Source organism: Hyphomonas sp. (assembly GCF_036964145.1).
Taxonomy (GTDB): Bacteria; Pseudomonadota; Alphaproteobacteria; order Caulobacterales; family Hyphomonadaceae; genus Hyphomonas.
This window is the reverse complement of record NZ_JBALUC010000005.1, coordinates 217,558-232,151: the sequence shown is the minus strand read 5'-3', so window position 1 is coordinate 232,151 and position 14,594 is coordinate 217,558. Positions and strand designations below refer to the sequence as shown.

General features: G+C 62.7%; 16 protein-coding genes. 8 read left to right on the top strand and 8 right to left on the bottom strand.

Annotated elements, in window-relative coordinates; translation table 11 throughout:
• Positions 1-8 precede the first annotated feature (8 nt).
• Together hrpB and V7660_RS15470 are read left to right on the top strand one after the other, a co-directional pair.
• A complete protein-coding gene (gene hrpB / locus V7660_RS15475; protein ID WP_335603951.1) occupies positions 9-2,450 on the top strand; it encodes an ATP-dependent helicase HrpB in 2,442 nt (813 codons plus the stop codon).
• Between the two features lie 56 nt (positions 2,451-2,506).
• Positions 2,507-2,977 (top strand): OmpA family protein, encoded by a 471-nt coding sequence (locus V7660_RS15470; RefSeq protein WP_335603950.1) that lies wholly within the window; start codon positions 2,507-2,509, stop codon positions 2,975-2,977.
• 6 nt (positions 2,978-2,983) lie between these two features.
• On the opposite strand, the gene V7660_RS15465 is transcribed toward V7660_RS15470, so the two are convergent.
• Both V7660_RS15465 and V7660_RS15460 read right to left on the bottom strand, forming a co-directional pair.
• Entirely contained in the window at positions 2,984-3,412 is a 429-nt protein-coding gene (locus V7660_RS15465; RefSeq protein ID WP_335603949.1) for a hypothetical protein, read from the bottom strand.
• 49 nt (positions 3,413-3,461) lie between these two features.
• Positions 3,462-4,121, bottom strand: a complete 660-nt coding sequence (locus tag V7660_RS15460; RefSeq protein WP_335603948.1) for a pseudouridine synthase — start codon at positions 4,119-4,121, stop codon at positions 3,462-3,464.
• 93 nt (positions 4,122-4,214) lie between these two features.
• Between V7660_RS15460 and V7660_RS15455 the strand changes: the two genes are divergently transcribed.
• On the top strand, positions 4,215-4,355 hold the full coding sequence (locus V7660_RS15455; protein WP_335603947.1) for a hypothetical protein: 141 nt from the start codon (positions 4,215-4,217) through the stop codon (positions 4,353-4,355).
• A 78-nt stretch (positions 4,356-4,433) separates the two neighbouring features.
• On the opposite strand, the gene V7660_RS15450 is transcribed toward V7660_RS15455, so the two are convergent.
• From V7660_RS15450 to V7660_RS15425, 6 genes are all read right to left on the bottom strand, one after another.
• Positions 4,434-4,916, bottom strand: a complete 483-nt coding sequence (locus V7660_RS15450) for a hypothetical protein (protein WP_335603946.1) — start codon at positions 4,914-4,916, stop codon at positions 4,434-4,436.
• Positions 4,917-4,988: 72 nt separating this feature from the next.
• Positions 4,989-6,416 carry a sensor histidine kinase gene (locus V7660_RS15445; RefSeq protein WP_335603945.1) on the bottom strand — a complete coding sequence of 476 codons (1,428 nt, stop codon included), beginning with the start codon at positions 6,414-6,416 and terminating at the stop codon, positions 4,989-4,991.
• Positions 6,417-6,431: 15 nt separating this feature from the next.
• Positions 6,432-7,859 (bottom strand): dihydrolipoyl dehydrogenase family protein, encoded by a 1,428-nt coding sequence (locus V7660_RS15440; protein WP_442910057.1) that lies wholly within the window; start codon positions 7,857-7,859, stop codon positions 6,432-6,434.
• Between the two features lie 104 nt (positions 7,860-7,963).
• Positions 7,964-8,707: a TVP38/TMEM64 family protein gene (locus V7660_RS15435; protein WP_335603943.1), complete on the bottom strand. Its 744-nt coding sequence runs from the start codon at positions 8,705-8,707 to the stop codon at positions 7,964-7,966.
• Positions 8,700-9,482 carry a DUF547 domain-containing protein gene (locus V7660_RS15430; protein WP_335603942.1) on the bottom strand — a complete coding sequence of 261 codons (783 nt, stop codon included), beginning with the start codon at positions 9,480-9,482 and terminating at the stop codon, positions 8,700-8,702. The genes V7660_RS15435 and V7660_RS15430 overlap by 8 nt, the downstream gene beginning before the upstream one ends.
• Positions 9,483-9,592: 110 nt before the next feature.
• Positions 9,593-10,774, bottom strand: a complete 1,182-nt coding sequence (locus V7660_RS15425) for a serine hydrolase domain-containing protein (protein WP_335603941.1) — start codon at positions 10,772-10,774, stop codon at positions 9,593-9,595.
• 187 nt (positions 10,775-10,961) lie between these two features.
• Between V7660_RS15425 and rpmH the strand changes: the two genes are divergently transcribed.
• From rpmH to V7660_RS15400, 5 genes are read left to right on the top strand one after another with little or no spacing between them, the layout of a single operon-like run.
• Entirely contained in the window at positions 10,962-11,096 is a 135-nt protein-coding gene (gene rpmH, locus V7660_RS15420; RefSeq protein WP_335603940.1) for a 50S ribosomal protein L34, read from the top strand.
• A gap of 42 nt (positions 11,097-11,138) precedes the next feature.
• Positions 11,139-11,507 carry a ribonuclease P protein component gene (gene rnpA / locus V7660_RS15415; protein ID WP_335603939.1) on the top strand — a complete coding sequence of 123 codons (369 nt, stop codon included), beginning with the start codon at positions 11,139-11,141 and terminating at the stop codon, positions 11,505-11,507.
• A 53-nt stretch (positions 11,508-11,560) separates the two neighbouring features.
• Positions 11,561-13,387, top strand: coding sequence for a membrane protein insertase YidC (yidC, locus tag V7660_RS15410; protein WP_335603938.1), 1,827 nt, complete (start codon positions 11,561-11,563; stop codon positions 13,385-13,387).
• A 4-nt stretch (positions 13,388-13,391) separates the two neighbouring features.
• Entirely contained in the window at positions 13,392-14,033 is a 642-nt protein-coding gene (gene yihA / locus V7660_RS15405) for a ribosome biogenesis GTP-binding protein YihA/YsxC (RefSeq protein WP_335603937.1), read from the top strand.
• 56 nt (positions 14,034-14,089) lie between these two features.
• The gene (locus tag V7660_RS15400; protein ID WP_335603936.1) at positions 14,090-14,551 is read left to right on the top strand and encodes a GNAT family N-acetyltransferase; all 462 of its coding nucleotides are present in this window, start codon (positions 14,090-14,092) and stop codon (positions 14,549-14,551) included.
• Positions 14,552-14,594 lie beyond the last annotated feature (43 nt).

The following is a 14,594-nucleotide window of genomic DNA, read 5'->3' as shown; positions in this document are numbered from 1 at the left end:
CAGGCAGGATGCGGCCTTCCCTGCCCTTCTTGCCGATTGATGATGTGCTGGCCGAAATATGCGCGGGCTTGCGCGACCATGCGCGGCTTGTGCTCGCGGCGCCGCCCGGCGCAGGCAAGACGACGCGCGTGCCCCTGGCGCTGGCGGGCTTGCTCGGCGACGCCCCCGTCATAGACGGCAAGATCATCATGCTGGAGCCGCGGCGCATTGCGGCCCGCATGGCGGCGCAGCAGATGGCGAACTCTCTCGGGGAGAAGCTCGGGCAATCTGTCGGCCTGACGACAAGGGTAGACCGAAAGGTGTCTGCGGCGACGCGCGTCGAAGTGATCACGGATGGCCTGTTCACACGGCGCATCCTGTCGGATCCGGAACTGGCAGGCGTCGGCGCGGTGATCTTTGACGAATTCCATGAGCGCAGGCTGAATTCGGATTTGGGACTGACGCTGGCAATGGAAGCCCAGGGCGCGCTGCGCGATGATCTCCGGATCCTGATCATGTCGGCCACGCTCGATACGGAAAAGGTATCCAGCGTGCTCGGGGCTCCGGTCGTGGAGAGTCAGGGGCGGCAATATCCCGTGGAGACGAAATATCTCGGCCGGTCGCAGGACCGGATCGAAGACCGGATGGCGGCCGCTGTGCGCAAGGCGCTGCGCGAGGAGGAAGGCTCGATCCTCGCCTTCCTGCCCGGCGCGCGGGAAATCCAGCGGACGGCAGAGCAGCTTGAGACCGTGCCGGACAATGTGCGCGTGGCTCCTCTGTTCGGCGCGCTGAGCCCGGCAGAGCAGGATGCGGCCGTGTCACCCGCGCCGGAAGGAATGCGCAAGATTGTGCTGGCGACGGATATTGCGGAGAGCGCGCTGACCATTGAAGGTGTGCGGATCGTGATCGATTCCGGCCTCTCGCGCGTGGCGGAAGAGGCCGTCGGCGGCTTGGGGACGCGCCTGTCGACAGTGAAAGCCTCGCGCGCCTCCGTGGACCAGCGGCGCGGCCGGGCGGGGCGCCTGTCACCGGGCGTCTGTTACCGGCTATGGGACGAGGCGGCGACGCGGGGCCTGATGCCCGCCCCGGTGCCGGAAATACTGAAGAGTGACCTTTCCGGGCTCGTCCTCACCCTCGCGGAATGGGGCGAACGCGATGCCGGGCGCCTGACCTGGATGGATGCCCCACCCGCCGGGCGTCTGAAGGCGGCGCAGGATCTGCTCTCAACGCTGGGTGCCATTGATGAAGCGGGCGCCTTGACGGGGCTTGGCTCCGAAATGGCCCGCCTGCCATTGCCCCCCCGGCTTGGCGCTCTGGTGGCGAGCGCACCGAACGCCGAGGCGCGGGCCTTGGCGGCAGAGATTGCCGCCCTTGCCGGGGAGCGCGGTATGGGCGGGAATTCGCCGGATGTGCGCGACCGGCTGGCCGGGTTCCGCCGCGATGGCTCGCCGCGCGCCCGCAGCCTGAAGGCGCAGGCGAAAAGCTGGGGGAAGGGGGCTGCGCCGGGCGGCGATGTGGCGAAATTGCTGGCGCGCGCCTGGCCGGATCAGATTGCCCGCAAGCGCCCCGGCAGTTCGGGCAGCTACCTCATGGCGTCGGGCCGGGCGGCCATGCTGCCGGAGACCGAAGCGCTTGCGAAACAGGACTGGCTGGTGATTGCAGATCTTGGCGGCGCGGCGAAGGAAGCGCGAATTTCGCTGGCTGCGCCGATTTCCGAGGCGGACGCACTGGAAATTGGCGGGATCGTCTCGGAAGACCGGGCCAGTTTCGACCCGAAGACCGGCAAGTTTGCGGCGCGGCGGGTGAAGGCGCTCGGCGCGATTGTCCTGTCGGAAAGTCCGCTGCCAAAGCCGAGCCCGGCTGTGGCCGCCCGCGCGATGCTGGAAGCGGTCGCGGAAGAGGGCTTCGAAGCCATCGGCGCAGGCGATGTGGTGCGCGAGACTCTGGCCCGGATCGCAATGCTTGAAACGGCAGGGTGCCTGGATGAAACGGGTTGGAACACAGTGAAACTGGTTGAGACGGCAAACGACTGGTTGTTCCCCCTGTTGAAACGGAAGGGGGCGCAGGTGCCTGCGCCACATGCGGTCCGCGAGGCCCTGATCGCCTCGCTCGACTGGCGGGTGCAGGAGGCCCTGCGCAAGGAGACGCCGCTCAGCCTGTCGCTGCCGTCCGGCCAGACGGCGCAGGTCGATTATCTCGATGACCGCGCGCCGCTGGTGTCTGCGCGGGCCCAGGCCTTTTATGGGTTAAGCGCGCATCCGAAACTGGCGTCGGGGCGGGTGCCGGTGACCGTGGAAATGCTGTCGCCGGGCATGAAGCCTGTGGCCACGACACAGGATCTCGGACGGTTCTGGGGGGCGGGCTATCTGGACATGGCAAAGGACATGCGCGGACGCTATCCGAAGCATGACTGGCCGGCCGATCCGGCCTCGGCGAAGGCTCATGAGGGGCGGACGAAGAAAAGATTGTGAGGAACCGGGCGGGAAAGGCGGCGTTTCTGTTTGCATAGTCACTTATGGAGACGACCATGAAACTCGCCAGCCTGACCCTGATTTCTGCCGCGACGGCAGCCCTGGCGGCCCATGCAGAATTGCCCGCCCCACCGCAGGAGCCGGTCACCTATGAAACGGCACCTGCCGCCTGCGCCGTCGAGGAATTCACGATCTATTTCGAGCGCGGTGTCACTCAGCTTGGTGATCAGGCTGAAGCGGTTCTCGATGCTGTCGCTGCGGATTCCGCGCAGTGCGAGTATTTCCGCATTGAAGTGGCTGGCCATGCCGATGCGACCGGACCAGCAGAGCTGAACCAGAAAGTGTCGGAAGATCGCGCTGAAGCCGTGATGGCCGCTCTGGAAGCCCGCCGGATTTCTGCCGAGCAGATTGGCGTCATGCCGAAAGGCGAAGCCCAAGCCTATGCGGCGAACGGTATTGTCGAACCGCTGAACCGGAAAGCCACGGTCCGTCTCGTTCCGGTGTCCGCGAACTCGCGGGATTCCTAAGGATTGCTAATTGGGGCGGCTCGAAGGCGCGTCGCCCCATTCCATGCCCATGCTCTTTTTCATCCAGTCCGCAAATGTTGCGGGCTTTTCGAGTGTCTTGGGATCAAGGGATCCGAAGGCGACGAGCGGGCCATCCCGGCCTTCCAGCCGAACCCCTTTGACGCGCTGGGTGCTTTCCAGCCATTCGTGATGCGTTGCGGGATCAAGCAGCAGCATGACCTGTTCGCCGCCTTTTCCCTCTTCATCACGGCCGAAGACGAGACCGTAAACCTTCTCCCGGCCGAACAGGCCGTGACTGGAGGCCTGGCGCTTGCCGTCGAGCAGCACTTCGTCCCAGAGCAGATTGCGCCGCCATTGCAGCACATGCATCTGGTCGTCTTTCACGATCTTGATATCGACATGATGAAGCGACAGGCGAACGATCTCGGCGTGCATGGGAAATCTCCAAATTATCGAAAAACGATAATATCGAAATCGGCTCGGGTCAAGGCGTTTTGAAAGGGCACCGGGATTCGTAGCGTGACATGACCCCGGTGCGGGGGTGGCGGAAGTGAAGTTCCGTGGCGTGCAGGTGCAGCCGCGGCGTCATCTGAAGGGCCTCCTCGTGTGCATAGAGGTCGTCGCCGAGAATGGGATGGCCGAGCGCAGCAAGGTGTACGCGCAGCTGGTGGGTGCGCCCGGTCAGCGGTGTGAGTTGCAGGCGGGCGGTGTTTTTCCGGCGGTCCAGAATTTCATAGCGGGTCTGGCTCGGTTTTCCGCTTTCGTGATCGACTTTCTGGCGGGGCCGGTTTGGCCAGTCATTGATGAGCGGCAGATCGATCAGGCCGGCGTCACTGGCGGGGGCGCCCCAGACATCTGCCAGATAGGACTTTTCCACGCGCCCCTGTTCGAATTCGGCCGCGAGGGCGCGCTGCACCTCCTTTGACCGGGCAAACAGCAACAGGCCGCTGGTGGACATGTCGAGCCGGTGAATGGTCAGCGCATCGGGATAGGTGTCCTGAATGCGGGATCGCGCACAATCGGCCTTGTCCGGGCCGCGCCCCGGCACCGAGAGCAGACCGGACGGCTTGTCTGCCACGATCAGCCACTCATCGACATGGATCAGGGCAGGGGCCTCCGGTGGGGGGGTATAGGGGGATGTCAAACCGGTCCTGCTCCGTCGGAACCAGACCCCCATCCGCACGTTGGGAGGGGGACGCCTTCACTCTGGGGGCTGACTGATAAAGGAGTTATGGAAATGAAAAAGCCACTAATTGCAATTCTGCTCGGTCTCGGCGCGTTTGGTCTCGCAGCATGTGACACGAATGAAGGCCCGGCTGAAGAGCTTGGTGAAGAGATTGACGATGCTGCTGACGACATCGAAGACGAGGCCAACTAGTCTCGCTGCCATCGACAGCAAAAAGCCAGCCTTTCGGGGCTGGCTTTTTTTGTGCCGGGTTGTTTCGGGAGGAAAACCCTAGCTGGAACGTGCCGCGCTCTCGGCCAGGTCAGCTTTCTGGCGGCTGAGGTCATGGGCTTCGGCAAAGCTCTGCGCATCAAGGTCCATGACGTCGATAATCTCGCGGGTGCTCGTATTGAACAGGGCGATGCGATGACCGAACCGGACCGTCTGCAGGTTCGGTTTCTTCAGGGGGCTCTCAAGGATGATGGGAAATTCCGCGCTTGTGGCCGGCACTTCCACTGGCAGGACCATGCCGGGAACGATAAAGTCTTCCAGAGGCGATCCGCTCAGGCAGATACCGCGCTTCTGGATGCCGATTTCGCAATTCCGGTTTTGCAGGGTGAAGTCGCGGTCATAGATCGCGAAGTCAGCTTCCTGAAAGTGGTCAACCGGCGTCACATCCGGGTGGGGAAGCGTGGGCTGCAGCATGACGGCCAGTCCGGCCGCCGCAGCAGCGCCTGTGGAAAATAAAGTAGAAACAATGGTTTCGGGGGTCATGGTGTCCATCCAGCTATCTGGTGGACCAATGCATGCGGCGGGGCTTGGTTCCCGGCTTTATGGCAGGAGGTGTCAGTCCTGTGGCGGAAGTGTGAGGCGGAAGACCGAGCCATCCGGGCCGGTTTCCGACAGGGAGAGGTCGCCGCCCATGGACCGGGCGAGTTCCCGCGCGATGACGAGGCCAAGCCCTGTGCCGGTCTGGCGCGTGGTGGCTGCAAAGGGGGTGAACAGGTTCTGGGCGGCCTTGTCCGGCAGGCCGGGACCGGTGTCTGTGAAGATGATATCGTTCGTTTCCAGACTGACGAAAATGCGGGACGGATCCGATCCGGCGGCGGACATGGCCTCTGCGGCGTTCCGGATCAAATTGGATGCGATGCGATGCAAATGGTCCGGGTCCGCCATGACATGGTCGAGCATATGGACATTGTTGACGAATTCGACCGATGGCCATGCCGCGAGCGCTTCGTCAGCGGCCTCGTCAAGCGCCTGCCTCAGACCCACCCCTTCCAGCTCAGCGGGTTGAGGCGTGGCCTTGCCATAGTCCAGCGTTTCGGTGGCCAGCTTGATGGCGCGGGTCAGAGCCCGTTCCAGACGGGGCGCAGCCTTCTGTACACGTGCATCCTCGGAGCGGTCGAGCGAGTCCGAGACCAGCTGCGCCGAGGCGAGCGAATTGCGCAGGTCATGATTGATCTTGGCGACTGCCGTGCCGAGTTCGGCAAGATGAGAGCGCTGGCGGAAGCTCTCGGCGACGGCGCTTTCCATGTCTGCGAGGGCATTCTGGGCCCGGCCGATCTCGTCGCGGCGTTTGATATGTGGCAGGCGCCGGGTCCAGGCGCCGGGATCCATGCGGAATTGTTCGACGCTGAGCGTGACGCGCTGCATGGGGCGCACGACCAAGAGGTGAAGCAGGACATAGATAATCGTGGCCGCCGCGAGTGCGATCAATAGCGACAGGCCCGCAATCCGGCGCGCATAGGCAAGCAGCGCAGATTTCATCGGGGCTTGTGGCATCAGGACTTCAATCACCCGGTCGTCTTCCACGCCCCGCGCCGTGACCACAAGAATGCGATCAGCCGGGGCAAAGAAAGCGCCGAGCGTGTTGCCGACACGGTTCATGGACGTTGTCTCACGGAGGTCAAGCATATGCATGCCGCCGTCGAGGGGCATTTGTGCTGGCAGGAGCTGGAAGCGCATGTCGTCTTCCATTTCGGTGACGGCCCACACTTCGGCGTATTTCAGAAGCTGCGCCGACAATTCCTCAGAGACCGACCTGTCCGGGGCGGCCTCGAGGGCCAGGGACGCGATGCGGGCTGCCTCGACGCGTTCGGTCAGCCATGTGGTCCGGAAACCGGACGCGCTCGGCACGAAGATGAAGGCTTCCACGACGAGGATGGCGAGAATGGTCAGACCGAAAAGCCGGAACGAAAGGCTGTTGAACCAGCGCGCTCCGGCGCGGGTTCGGCCTGGATCCGGCAGGGGCAGGTCGGCGGTGTCGTTCACATCGCCTGAACTAGCCTAGGGGATACGTTGGAGCAAGCCGACGAGCCGTTTCGCGCTTTTGCCGAACACGACATCGGCATAATGTGCATTGGCGGCGCGTTTCACCCCTTCGGCACGGGTCGGGTAGGGGGAGATGAAATTGGTCAGTTCCTTGACGCCGAGCCCGTTGGACATGGCGACCGAAACCAGCTGGATCAGGTCACCCGCATCCTTGCCGATGATGGAGGCGCCGAGCAATTTGCCCTTGCGCACGATCAGCTTCACCTCGCCTTCGGTATCAGCTTCGGCGATGGCGCGGTCGCTTTCCTCGAAACGGAAACTCGGTGTGGTAATGTCGTCGGCATGTTGTTTGCGGGCCTCGGCTTCGGTGAGGCCGAGTTGGGCGATTTCGGGGGAGGTATAGGTCACGGCTGGCACGGGCAGGCTGTCGGCCGTGGTGCGCTGTTTGAAAAAGGCGCGGCGCGCGAACACGGAGGCGTGCCAGCCGGCAATATGGGTGAATTGTTCGCGCCCGGCGGCATCGCCCAGCGCCCAGACGCGGCGATTGGATCTGGAGCGCAGAGTGTCGCCGACGAGGATGCCTTTTCGGTCATGATCGACATCGCCCTTTTCGAGGTCCATGCCGTCGAACACAGTCTGGCGGCCCACCGCGACGAGCAGGTGGGAACCTTCGACGATCCAGGCTGCGCCATCCTTTGGCTCTGTGTGGATACGGATAGTTTGGCCTTCCTGCTCGACCTTCGTGGCCTTGTAGCCTTCCAGGATCGTGACGCCTTCGGCGCGCAGCGTCTCGATGGCAATTTCGGCATGGGCGCGGTCGGAGCGGCCGAGCGCCTTGTCCATTTCGATCACGGTGACCTTGGCGCCGAGGCGGACAAAGGCCTGCGCCATTTCCATGCCGATCGGTCCGCCGCCGAGAATGACAAGGTGTTCCGGAAAGTCCGGCAGGTCGAAAAGGGTTTCATTGGTGAGGTAGGGGATTTTTGCGAGCCCCTCGATGGGCGGGATGAACGCGCGCGAGCCGGTGGCGATGACAATGCGCCGGGCTTTCACCCGTGTGCTCGGAGAGATGATCGTATCGGGCGCGGCGAATTTCGCATGCTCGCGGATCACGGTGCAGCCTAGGCCTTCAAACCGTTCCTGGCTGTCGACCGGCGCAATCGTGGCGATGGCGGTGCGGACGTGCAGCTTGACCTTTTCCCAGTCCACACGGGGGGGAGTGGTCTCGATGCCGAACTTGCCAGCTTCGCGGATTTGGGCGGCGGCTTTCGCCGCGCTGAGCAGGGCCTTGGACGGCACGCAGCCTGTGTTCAGGCAGTCTCCGCCCATTTCGCCTTTCTCATAGAGCACGACCGACAGGCCGAACTGGGCTGCGCCTGCGGCGGCGGACAGGCCAGCCGAGCCTGCGCCGATGACGACGAGGTCCGCTTTCATCTCGCGCATGGGGGCCGCGCCCGGCGAATGCGGAGCAGGGGAGGTCGGCGTGCGGGCGGGATCGACCGCGCCGGCGAGCGGGGCGCGGGCATTCTGGTCGGCGGTTTCGGGCATCAGGCGGCCTCTTCGATCTGGTTGGCTTTACGCGGGAAGAATTTCTTCCACGCGACTGGCAGCAGGGACACGATCCCAAGCGCAATGGCGGCTGGCAAGAGATTCTGGAACACGGAGGCAAGGTCCGGGTCTTCGCCGCGGGCAAAGGTCGCGCCGAGCCCGGCCCCGACCCAGGTATAGGCGAGCACGCCGGGCACGATGCCAAGCGAGGTGGTGATGGCATAGTCACGATACTTCGCGCCGAGGATTGCGGGCAGGATGTTGGCGATGGGGAAGGGCATGGCCGGGATGAAGCGCATGGCGAACATGTAGGCCAGCGGACTGTTCTGGAATTCGGTGCGGACCTTGTCGGCATAGCCACTGGCGATCTTGCGCATGAAGCCGCCAAGGGACGTCTTCGCAGCGAGGAAGAGCAGGCTGGCGCCAAGCGTCGCGCCCACCACGGTGGCGAGCGTGCCGCCGGCCAGCCCAAACAGGAAGCCGCCGCTGATCGTGATCCACAAGGCGCCGGGCAGCATGAAGACTGTGCTGGCGGCATAGATGCCGATATAGGCCGCGATGGCGAGGAAGAGATTGTCTTCAACGAAGGCGCGGAGGCTGGCCTGCTGCTGGCGCAGCGTGTCGAGCGAGAGATAATCGAACAGGCCGAACGCCCAGGCGGCGATGAGGCCGCCAGCGATCAGGTAAAGCGGCCAAAGGCGGATCCAGAGCGGGCGCGATGGCTGGGGCGTGTCTTCAGTCATTGGCTGGATCCGTCCGGCTGTCGTTGAGCGACCAGTCATACTGATAGTCGCGGATTTTCGGGGCGGCGCGAAGGCTTTCGGCCAGTGCGGGCTCGGCATATTCAAGCAGGTGTTTGATAACGCCGTCTTTCGATCCGCCGAAATCGGCTTCGAACCATTTGTAGATCGAGGAGACGGTCAGGCCATGTTTCCCCACGCGGACGCCGCGTGGATGGTTGATGTAATCCCGTACGGCGGCGTCGAGGTCTGCGTCCAGCGTGTCGGTTGTCCAGGCGTGTCTGAGCAGGTTCGGGCAGCCATAGGACGCGCAATTGATGGCATAATGCACGCGCGGATCGGCAAAGCGCGGACGCAGGATTTCATGCTCGATAGCGTCGAGGGAGACCTCGCGGCCGCCAGCCATGACTTTGATCTTCTTCCACGGGCCACCGAACAGATAGCCGTCGCGGATCGACTCTAGCGGGTAGGCCTGCACGATATAGCGGACCGTCACGGCATTATAGAGATTGGCCCAAGCGGCGAAATCGGCATCGCTGGCACCGGAGAGATCACGCGACTCGAAGCTGGCAATGTAGGTATCCAGCGCCGCGCGGTCTTCGGGGCTCGCGGCGAGGGCGGCATAGTCCACGCGGGTCACGCCGTCGGCGCTCTCATGGACATAGGTTTCGAGGAGGCGGGTCCACACGTCGTGCTCCTGCGCCGCGCCGGGCAGGGCCACGAGAAGGGCGAGCAGCAGGCTGGTCAGCAAGCGTTTGGCAGGAAGACAATCAGGCATGGGCACCGGGTCTGGCATAGGGAGCGAATAAAGCCCCCACATAGCCCGATGCCGCAGAAATATCCCGTCACGTCTGCGTGCGTCCCGCTGACAGGCCCGTGATTGGAATGTCAGTGAGTGCCGGCGCTGGCGGACGTGCCGAGATCCATCCAGTCGTGGAAGGGGAGGTTGTAGGCCATGTCCATGACCTCGAACCCGATGCCATTGGGGCGGCGGGAACTGGAATTCCAGAGGATGACAACGCCGGTGTCACGGTCCGGATCGAACAGGATGTAGGACCGGTAGCCTTCCACCGCGCCGCGATGACCGACAACCCGGTTACCGGCCTCACCATATTTATAGACGCGCCAGCCAAGGGCATAGCGCGCATCGCGGACTGTCCCGCGATAGCGACTGGACATGCTGGCCTGTTCGCGGCGGGTATAGATGCGCGGGGTCTGGAGGAGTTCCAGTGTCGTATCGCTCAACACGTCCGGGAGCAGGCCCATATGCGCCCTCGCATAGAGGGCGAGATCGCGAATCGACCCATTAACCCCGCCGGCGGCGGGGACGCGGTAATAGTCATCATTGACGATCTTCTTGCGGGGCGGGCCGCTGCCTCGTTTGGAATAGGGGCGGGCCCAGGATGCGGAATTTTCCAGTCCTGACCGGCCGATACTGGCGGTGACCATGCCGATAGGCTTGAAGATCGCCGCATCAACGGCGTCAGCATATCTGGACTGTGTGACGTTCTCGATCACTTCCGCAATGCTGTCATAGGCCACATTCTGATAGGTGTGGCAGTCGCCAATGGGGCAAATGGGCTTCAGGGATTTCAGACTGTTCCGGATCTTCGCCGGATCCCAGCCATCCTCCAGCCTGGTATCATAAGCGTTTGGCAGAATGCCCAGCCGGTGGGAGAGGACATCCTCCAGCGTGGCCCTGGTTTCGCCGCCCTCTGGCAGCCGGAGCGAAGTGTGAAATTTCGACACGGGATCGGAAATATTGAGCCGAGCCTGGGTTGCGAGGATGGCGATTTCTGTCGCAGCCACCCCTTTGGAGAGCGACGCCCACCGAAAGACGGTCTCGGCTGTGACGGGCTCTCCCCCGATCTCGGTCACGCCATATCCCTTGGCAAAGGAAAGCTCGCCCCGGTCGATAACGGCGACGGACAGGCCGACAATCTCCTCGTCGGCCGCAAGCTGGGTCAGCCGGGCATCAAGGCGTCCATAGTCTATGATCTGCGCGACCGCATTTCCGGGGACAGCGAGCAGGACCATCAGGCAGGGGATAACGAAGCGTGGAAACCGCATAGGACCTCTTAGATTTCTGCACCCAGCCTCAGCGCCCAGAGTTCACAAGACTTTGCCGCCATGTAAAGAGTCCGTCGCGTCGGCGGACAGATATATTCGGTTTTGGCTGTCCCTTCGGCTTGACTTGGGGCCTGTGCTGCTTGTATTGGCCCCTCTTTCCGAGATTCTTAGCTTTCAGAGCAGACCCATGAAACGCACTTTCCAGCCAAGCAACCTTCGCCGCAGCCGCACGCACGGTTTCCGCGAGCGCATGTCGACCAAAAACGGCCGCAAGGTGCTGGCACGTCGCCGCGCCAAGGGCCGCAAGACGCTTTCCGCTTAAGGCGGCAGGCCAGGGACCGTCTCAAGCAGGCGGCAACAGGCCATGACCAGCGAAACAGACACTACCGAATTTGAGGTCGCCCGCCTGCGCGTGCGGCCTCAATTTCTTTATGTGCGCAACGGCAAGACCGAGCGCCGCAAAGCCCTGCTGGTGCAGGCGCGCCGCCGCAAGGACGAGGCGCGCGGTGACCATGTCGGCGCCGGATTTACCGCCACCAAGAAGATCGGGAACGCCGTGACCCGCAACCGGGCGAAACGGCGCCTGCGTGAGGCCGCGCGTGTTCTCTTGCCGCAGCATGGCAAACCGGGGTGGGATTATGTCTTCATTGCACGTATGGACACCGCTGACATTGCGTGGCCGCGTTTGCTTGACGATATGGAAAGCGCGCTGATAAGCCTCGCCGCTGATTAACCCCACCGCCGCCGATTCCGGCGTGCTCACAAGATTTGCCGGGATCCCGCCAGATGGAAAAACAAGACCAGCGCAATTTTCTGATCGCCATGGTCGCCATGATCGCCTTCGTTTTTGCCTATCAGGCCTTCATCATGAAGCCCGCGCAGGAAGAGTTCGAAGCCAATCAGGCCGTACGTGAAGCCGAACAGCAAACGGGTCCGACGGTCGCGGCCGACGCGCCGGCGATTGCCGAAATCAAGCCCGTCGAGGAAGCGCTGCAGGATGATGCGCGCGTGCCGTTTGATGCCGCCTCCGTAGACGGCTCGATCCGCCTTGCCGGATCGCGGATCGACGATCTCAGCCTGAAGAAGCACTACCTTACCGTCGACAAGGAACAGGAAGTCCGCCTGTTTCGTCCGGAGAATACCGAGTTCGGCTATTTCGCCACCTGGTATTGGGCGGATGGCTCAAAACTGGTTGCAGGGCGCAACTCGCCCTGGACGCAAGTCGGGGAAGGCCAGCTGACGCCCGGCAATCCCCTCACGCTGCGTCTCGAAAGCGAAGGGCTGACCATCGACCGAGTCATTTCCGTCGACGAGGATTACCTGTTCACCTTTACCGATACGGTGACGAACAATTCCGGCGAGGCGCGCCAGCTGCGCGCCATTGGCTCGATTGAGCGCCACGGGGATTATCAGGAATTTCTCGAATCCACCGATCCCGGCTCGTCCGCCAAGAAGGGCATGGCGCATATGGGCCTGATGGGCGTGGTGAATGATGAGCTGCGCATGAAGAAGTATAAGCCCTTGTTCCAGTTGAAGGATATCAAGGGCGAGACCAGCGAAGGCACGTTTCCGTCCGACACGGGCGGTTGGTGGGGCCTGTCAGACATGTACTGGCTCGGCGCGCTCGTACCCCAGCAGGATCAGTTCTTTGCCGGCCTTGTCGACAAGCGCAAGCTGTCGCGCGGCCAGCCCCTGGAGGTGCGCACGGAATCTGCGCCGCTGACGCTCGCGCCCGGCGAGAGCCAGACCATGGCCAACAGCCTCTATGCCGGTGCGAAACGGTTTGAAGTGCTGCAGCATTACCAGAATGACCTTGGCATTCCGCGCATGGTGGATGCGATCGACTGGGGCTGGGCCTTCTTCCTGACCAAGCCCTTCTTCTATGCGCTGGAATGGCTATCCGGCATTGTCGGCTCGTTCGGCTGGGCAATCCTGGCCTTCACGGTCCTGATCAAGCTGCCGCTCGTGCCGCTCTACAATCAGAGCTACAAATCCATGGCGAAGATGAAGAAGCTGCAGGAGCCGATGCAGGAGATCCGCGAGCGCTTCAAAGCCGATCCCCAGCGCCAGCAGCAGGAAGTCATGAAGCTGTACAAGCAGGAGGGCGCCAATCCGGTTGGAGGCTGCCTGCCGATCCTGTTCACGATCCCGATCTTCTACGCGCTCTACAAGACCCTCTATGTCACCATCGAGATGCGCCATGCGTCCTTCATGTTCCTTAAGGACCTCTCGGCGCCAGACCCAACCGCCATCGGCAATCTGTTCGGCCTGATTCCATGGTGGTCTGCGACAGACCTGAAATCCATTCCATTCGTCGGGATCGTTATCGGCATCGGCATCCTGCCGATCCTGTATGGTGTGACCATGGCCGCCATCCAGACCCTCAGCCCGCCGCCACCAGACCCGACCCAGCGCCGGATCATCCAGGCGATGCCACTTGTCTTCATGTTCGTATTCGGTGGATTTGCGTCAGGCCTCGTTATGTACTGGGTGTGGTCGAACCTGCTGTCCTTCGCGCAGCAATACTTCATCATGCGCCGGAATGGCGTGGACACCGAGATTGGCAAATTCGTGAGCCGGCTGTTCCACGGCAAGAAGAAAGCGGCGGAATAGTCAGATGGAAACCGCAGACGGCTTCAGTGAAGAAGCGCTCGAAGCTGGACGTGTCCTGTTTGCCGGGTCGGTCGTGTTCGTCAAGGGCGTGGTGGACCTGAAGGGCCTGCCCACGGCAGACCGCCCGGAAGTCTGCTTTGCGGGCCGGTCGAATGTCGGCAAATCCTCCCTCATCAATGCGCTGACCAATCGCGCGAAACTGGCGCGGTCTTCGGCTGAGCCGGGCCGCACGCGCGAGATCAATTATTTCGACCTCGGCGAAGGCCGCATGTTCCTCGTCGACCTGCCGGGCTTCGGCTATGCCAAGGTCAGTCGTACGCAGGCCGAGGGCTGGATGCGGCTGACGCGCTCCTATCTGCGCGGCCGTCCGTCGTTGCGCCGGGTCTTCCTGCTGGTCGATTCCCGCCGGGGCCTGATGGATACGGACGAGGAAGTCATGACCATGCTCGACAAGGCGGCGGTCACCTATCAGATCGTCCTGACCAAGGTCGACAAGATGCAGAAATCCGAAGTTGAAGCACGCGTCGACGAGATTGCCACCAAGCTCAAAAAGCGCGGTGCAGCCCATCCGGTCGTGCGTCAGACCTCGTCCGAAAAAGGGTGGGGAATTCCCGAATTACGCGCAGAGATTGCCGGGCTGGAATAGCTCTGCAAATTGCGATTACATGTGCGCCGGAGTAAATTCGGGAGCGGCGCATATATATGCCGATTGAGATCAGAGTAGATGATGTGACCAGTCCGGACATGCTGGCGCTATTGCGCACACATGCGGATCTGATGCTGGCCCTGTCCCCCCCGGGCAGTTGCCATTTCCTGCCCGCGGAGGGCCTGCGCACACCGGATGTGACCGTCTGGTCAATGTGGGATGATGACGTGCTGGTGGGGTGTGGTGCCCTGAAGGCCCTGCCTGACGGGACGGGTGAGGTGAAATCCATGCACACACGCTCCGATTTGCGGGGGCAGGGGCATGGCCGCCGGATGCTGGAACACATCATGGCCGAAGCCGAGCGACGCAACTATTCCGCCTTGTATCTCGAAACCGGGTCCATGGTCGGCTTCCTGCCGGCGCGGCGCATCTATGAGGCGTATGGATTCGAGTATTGTTCGCCCTTCGGCGAGTACACGCTCGACCCGAACAGCGTCTTCATGCAGCGACCGCTCTAGAATTCGAGTTTGTCCTGCCGCCAAACCACGCTAAAGGGGCGCG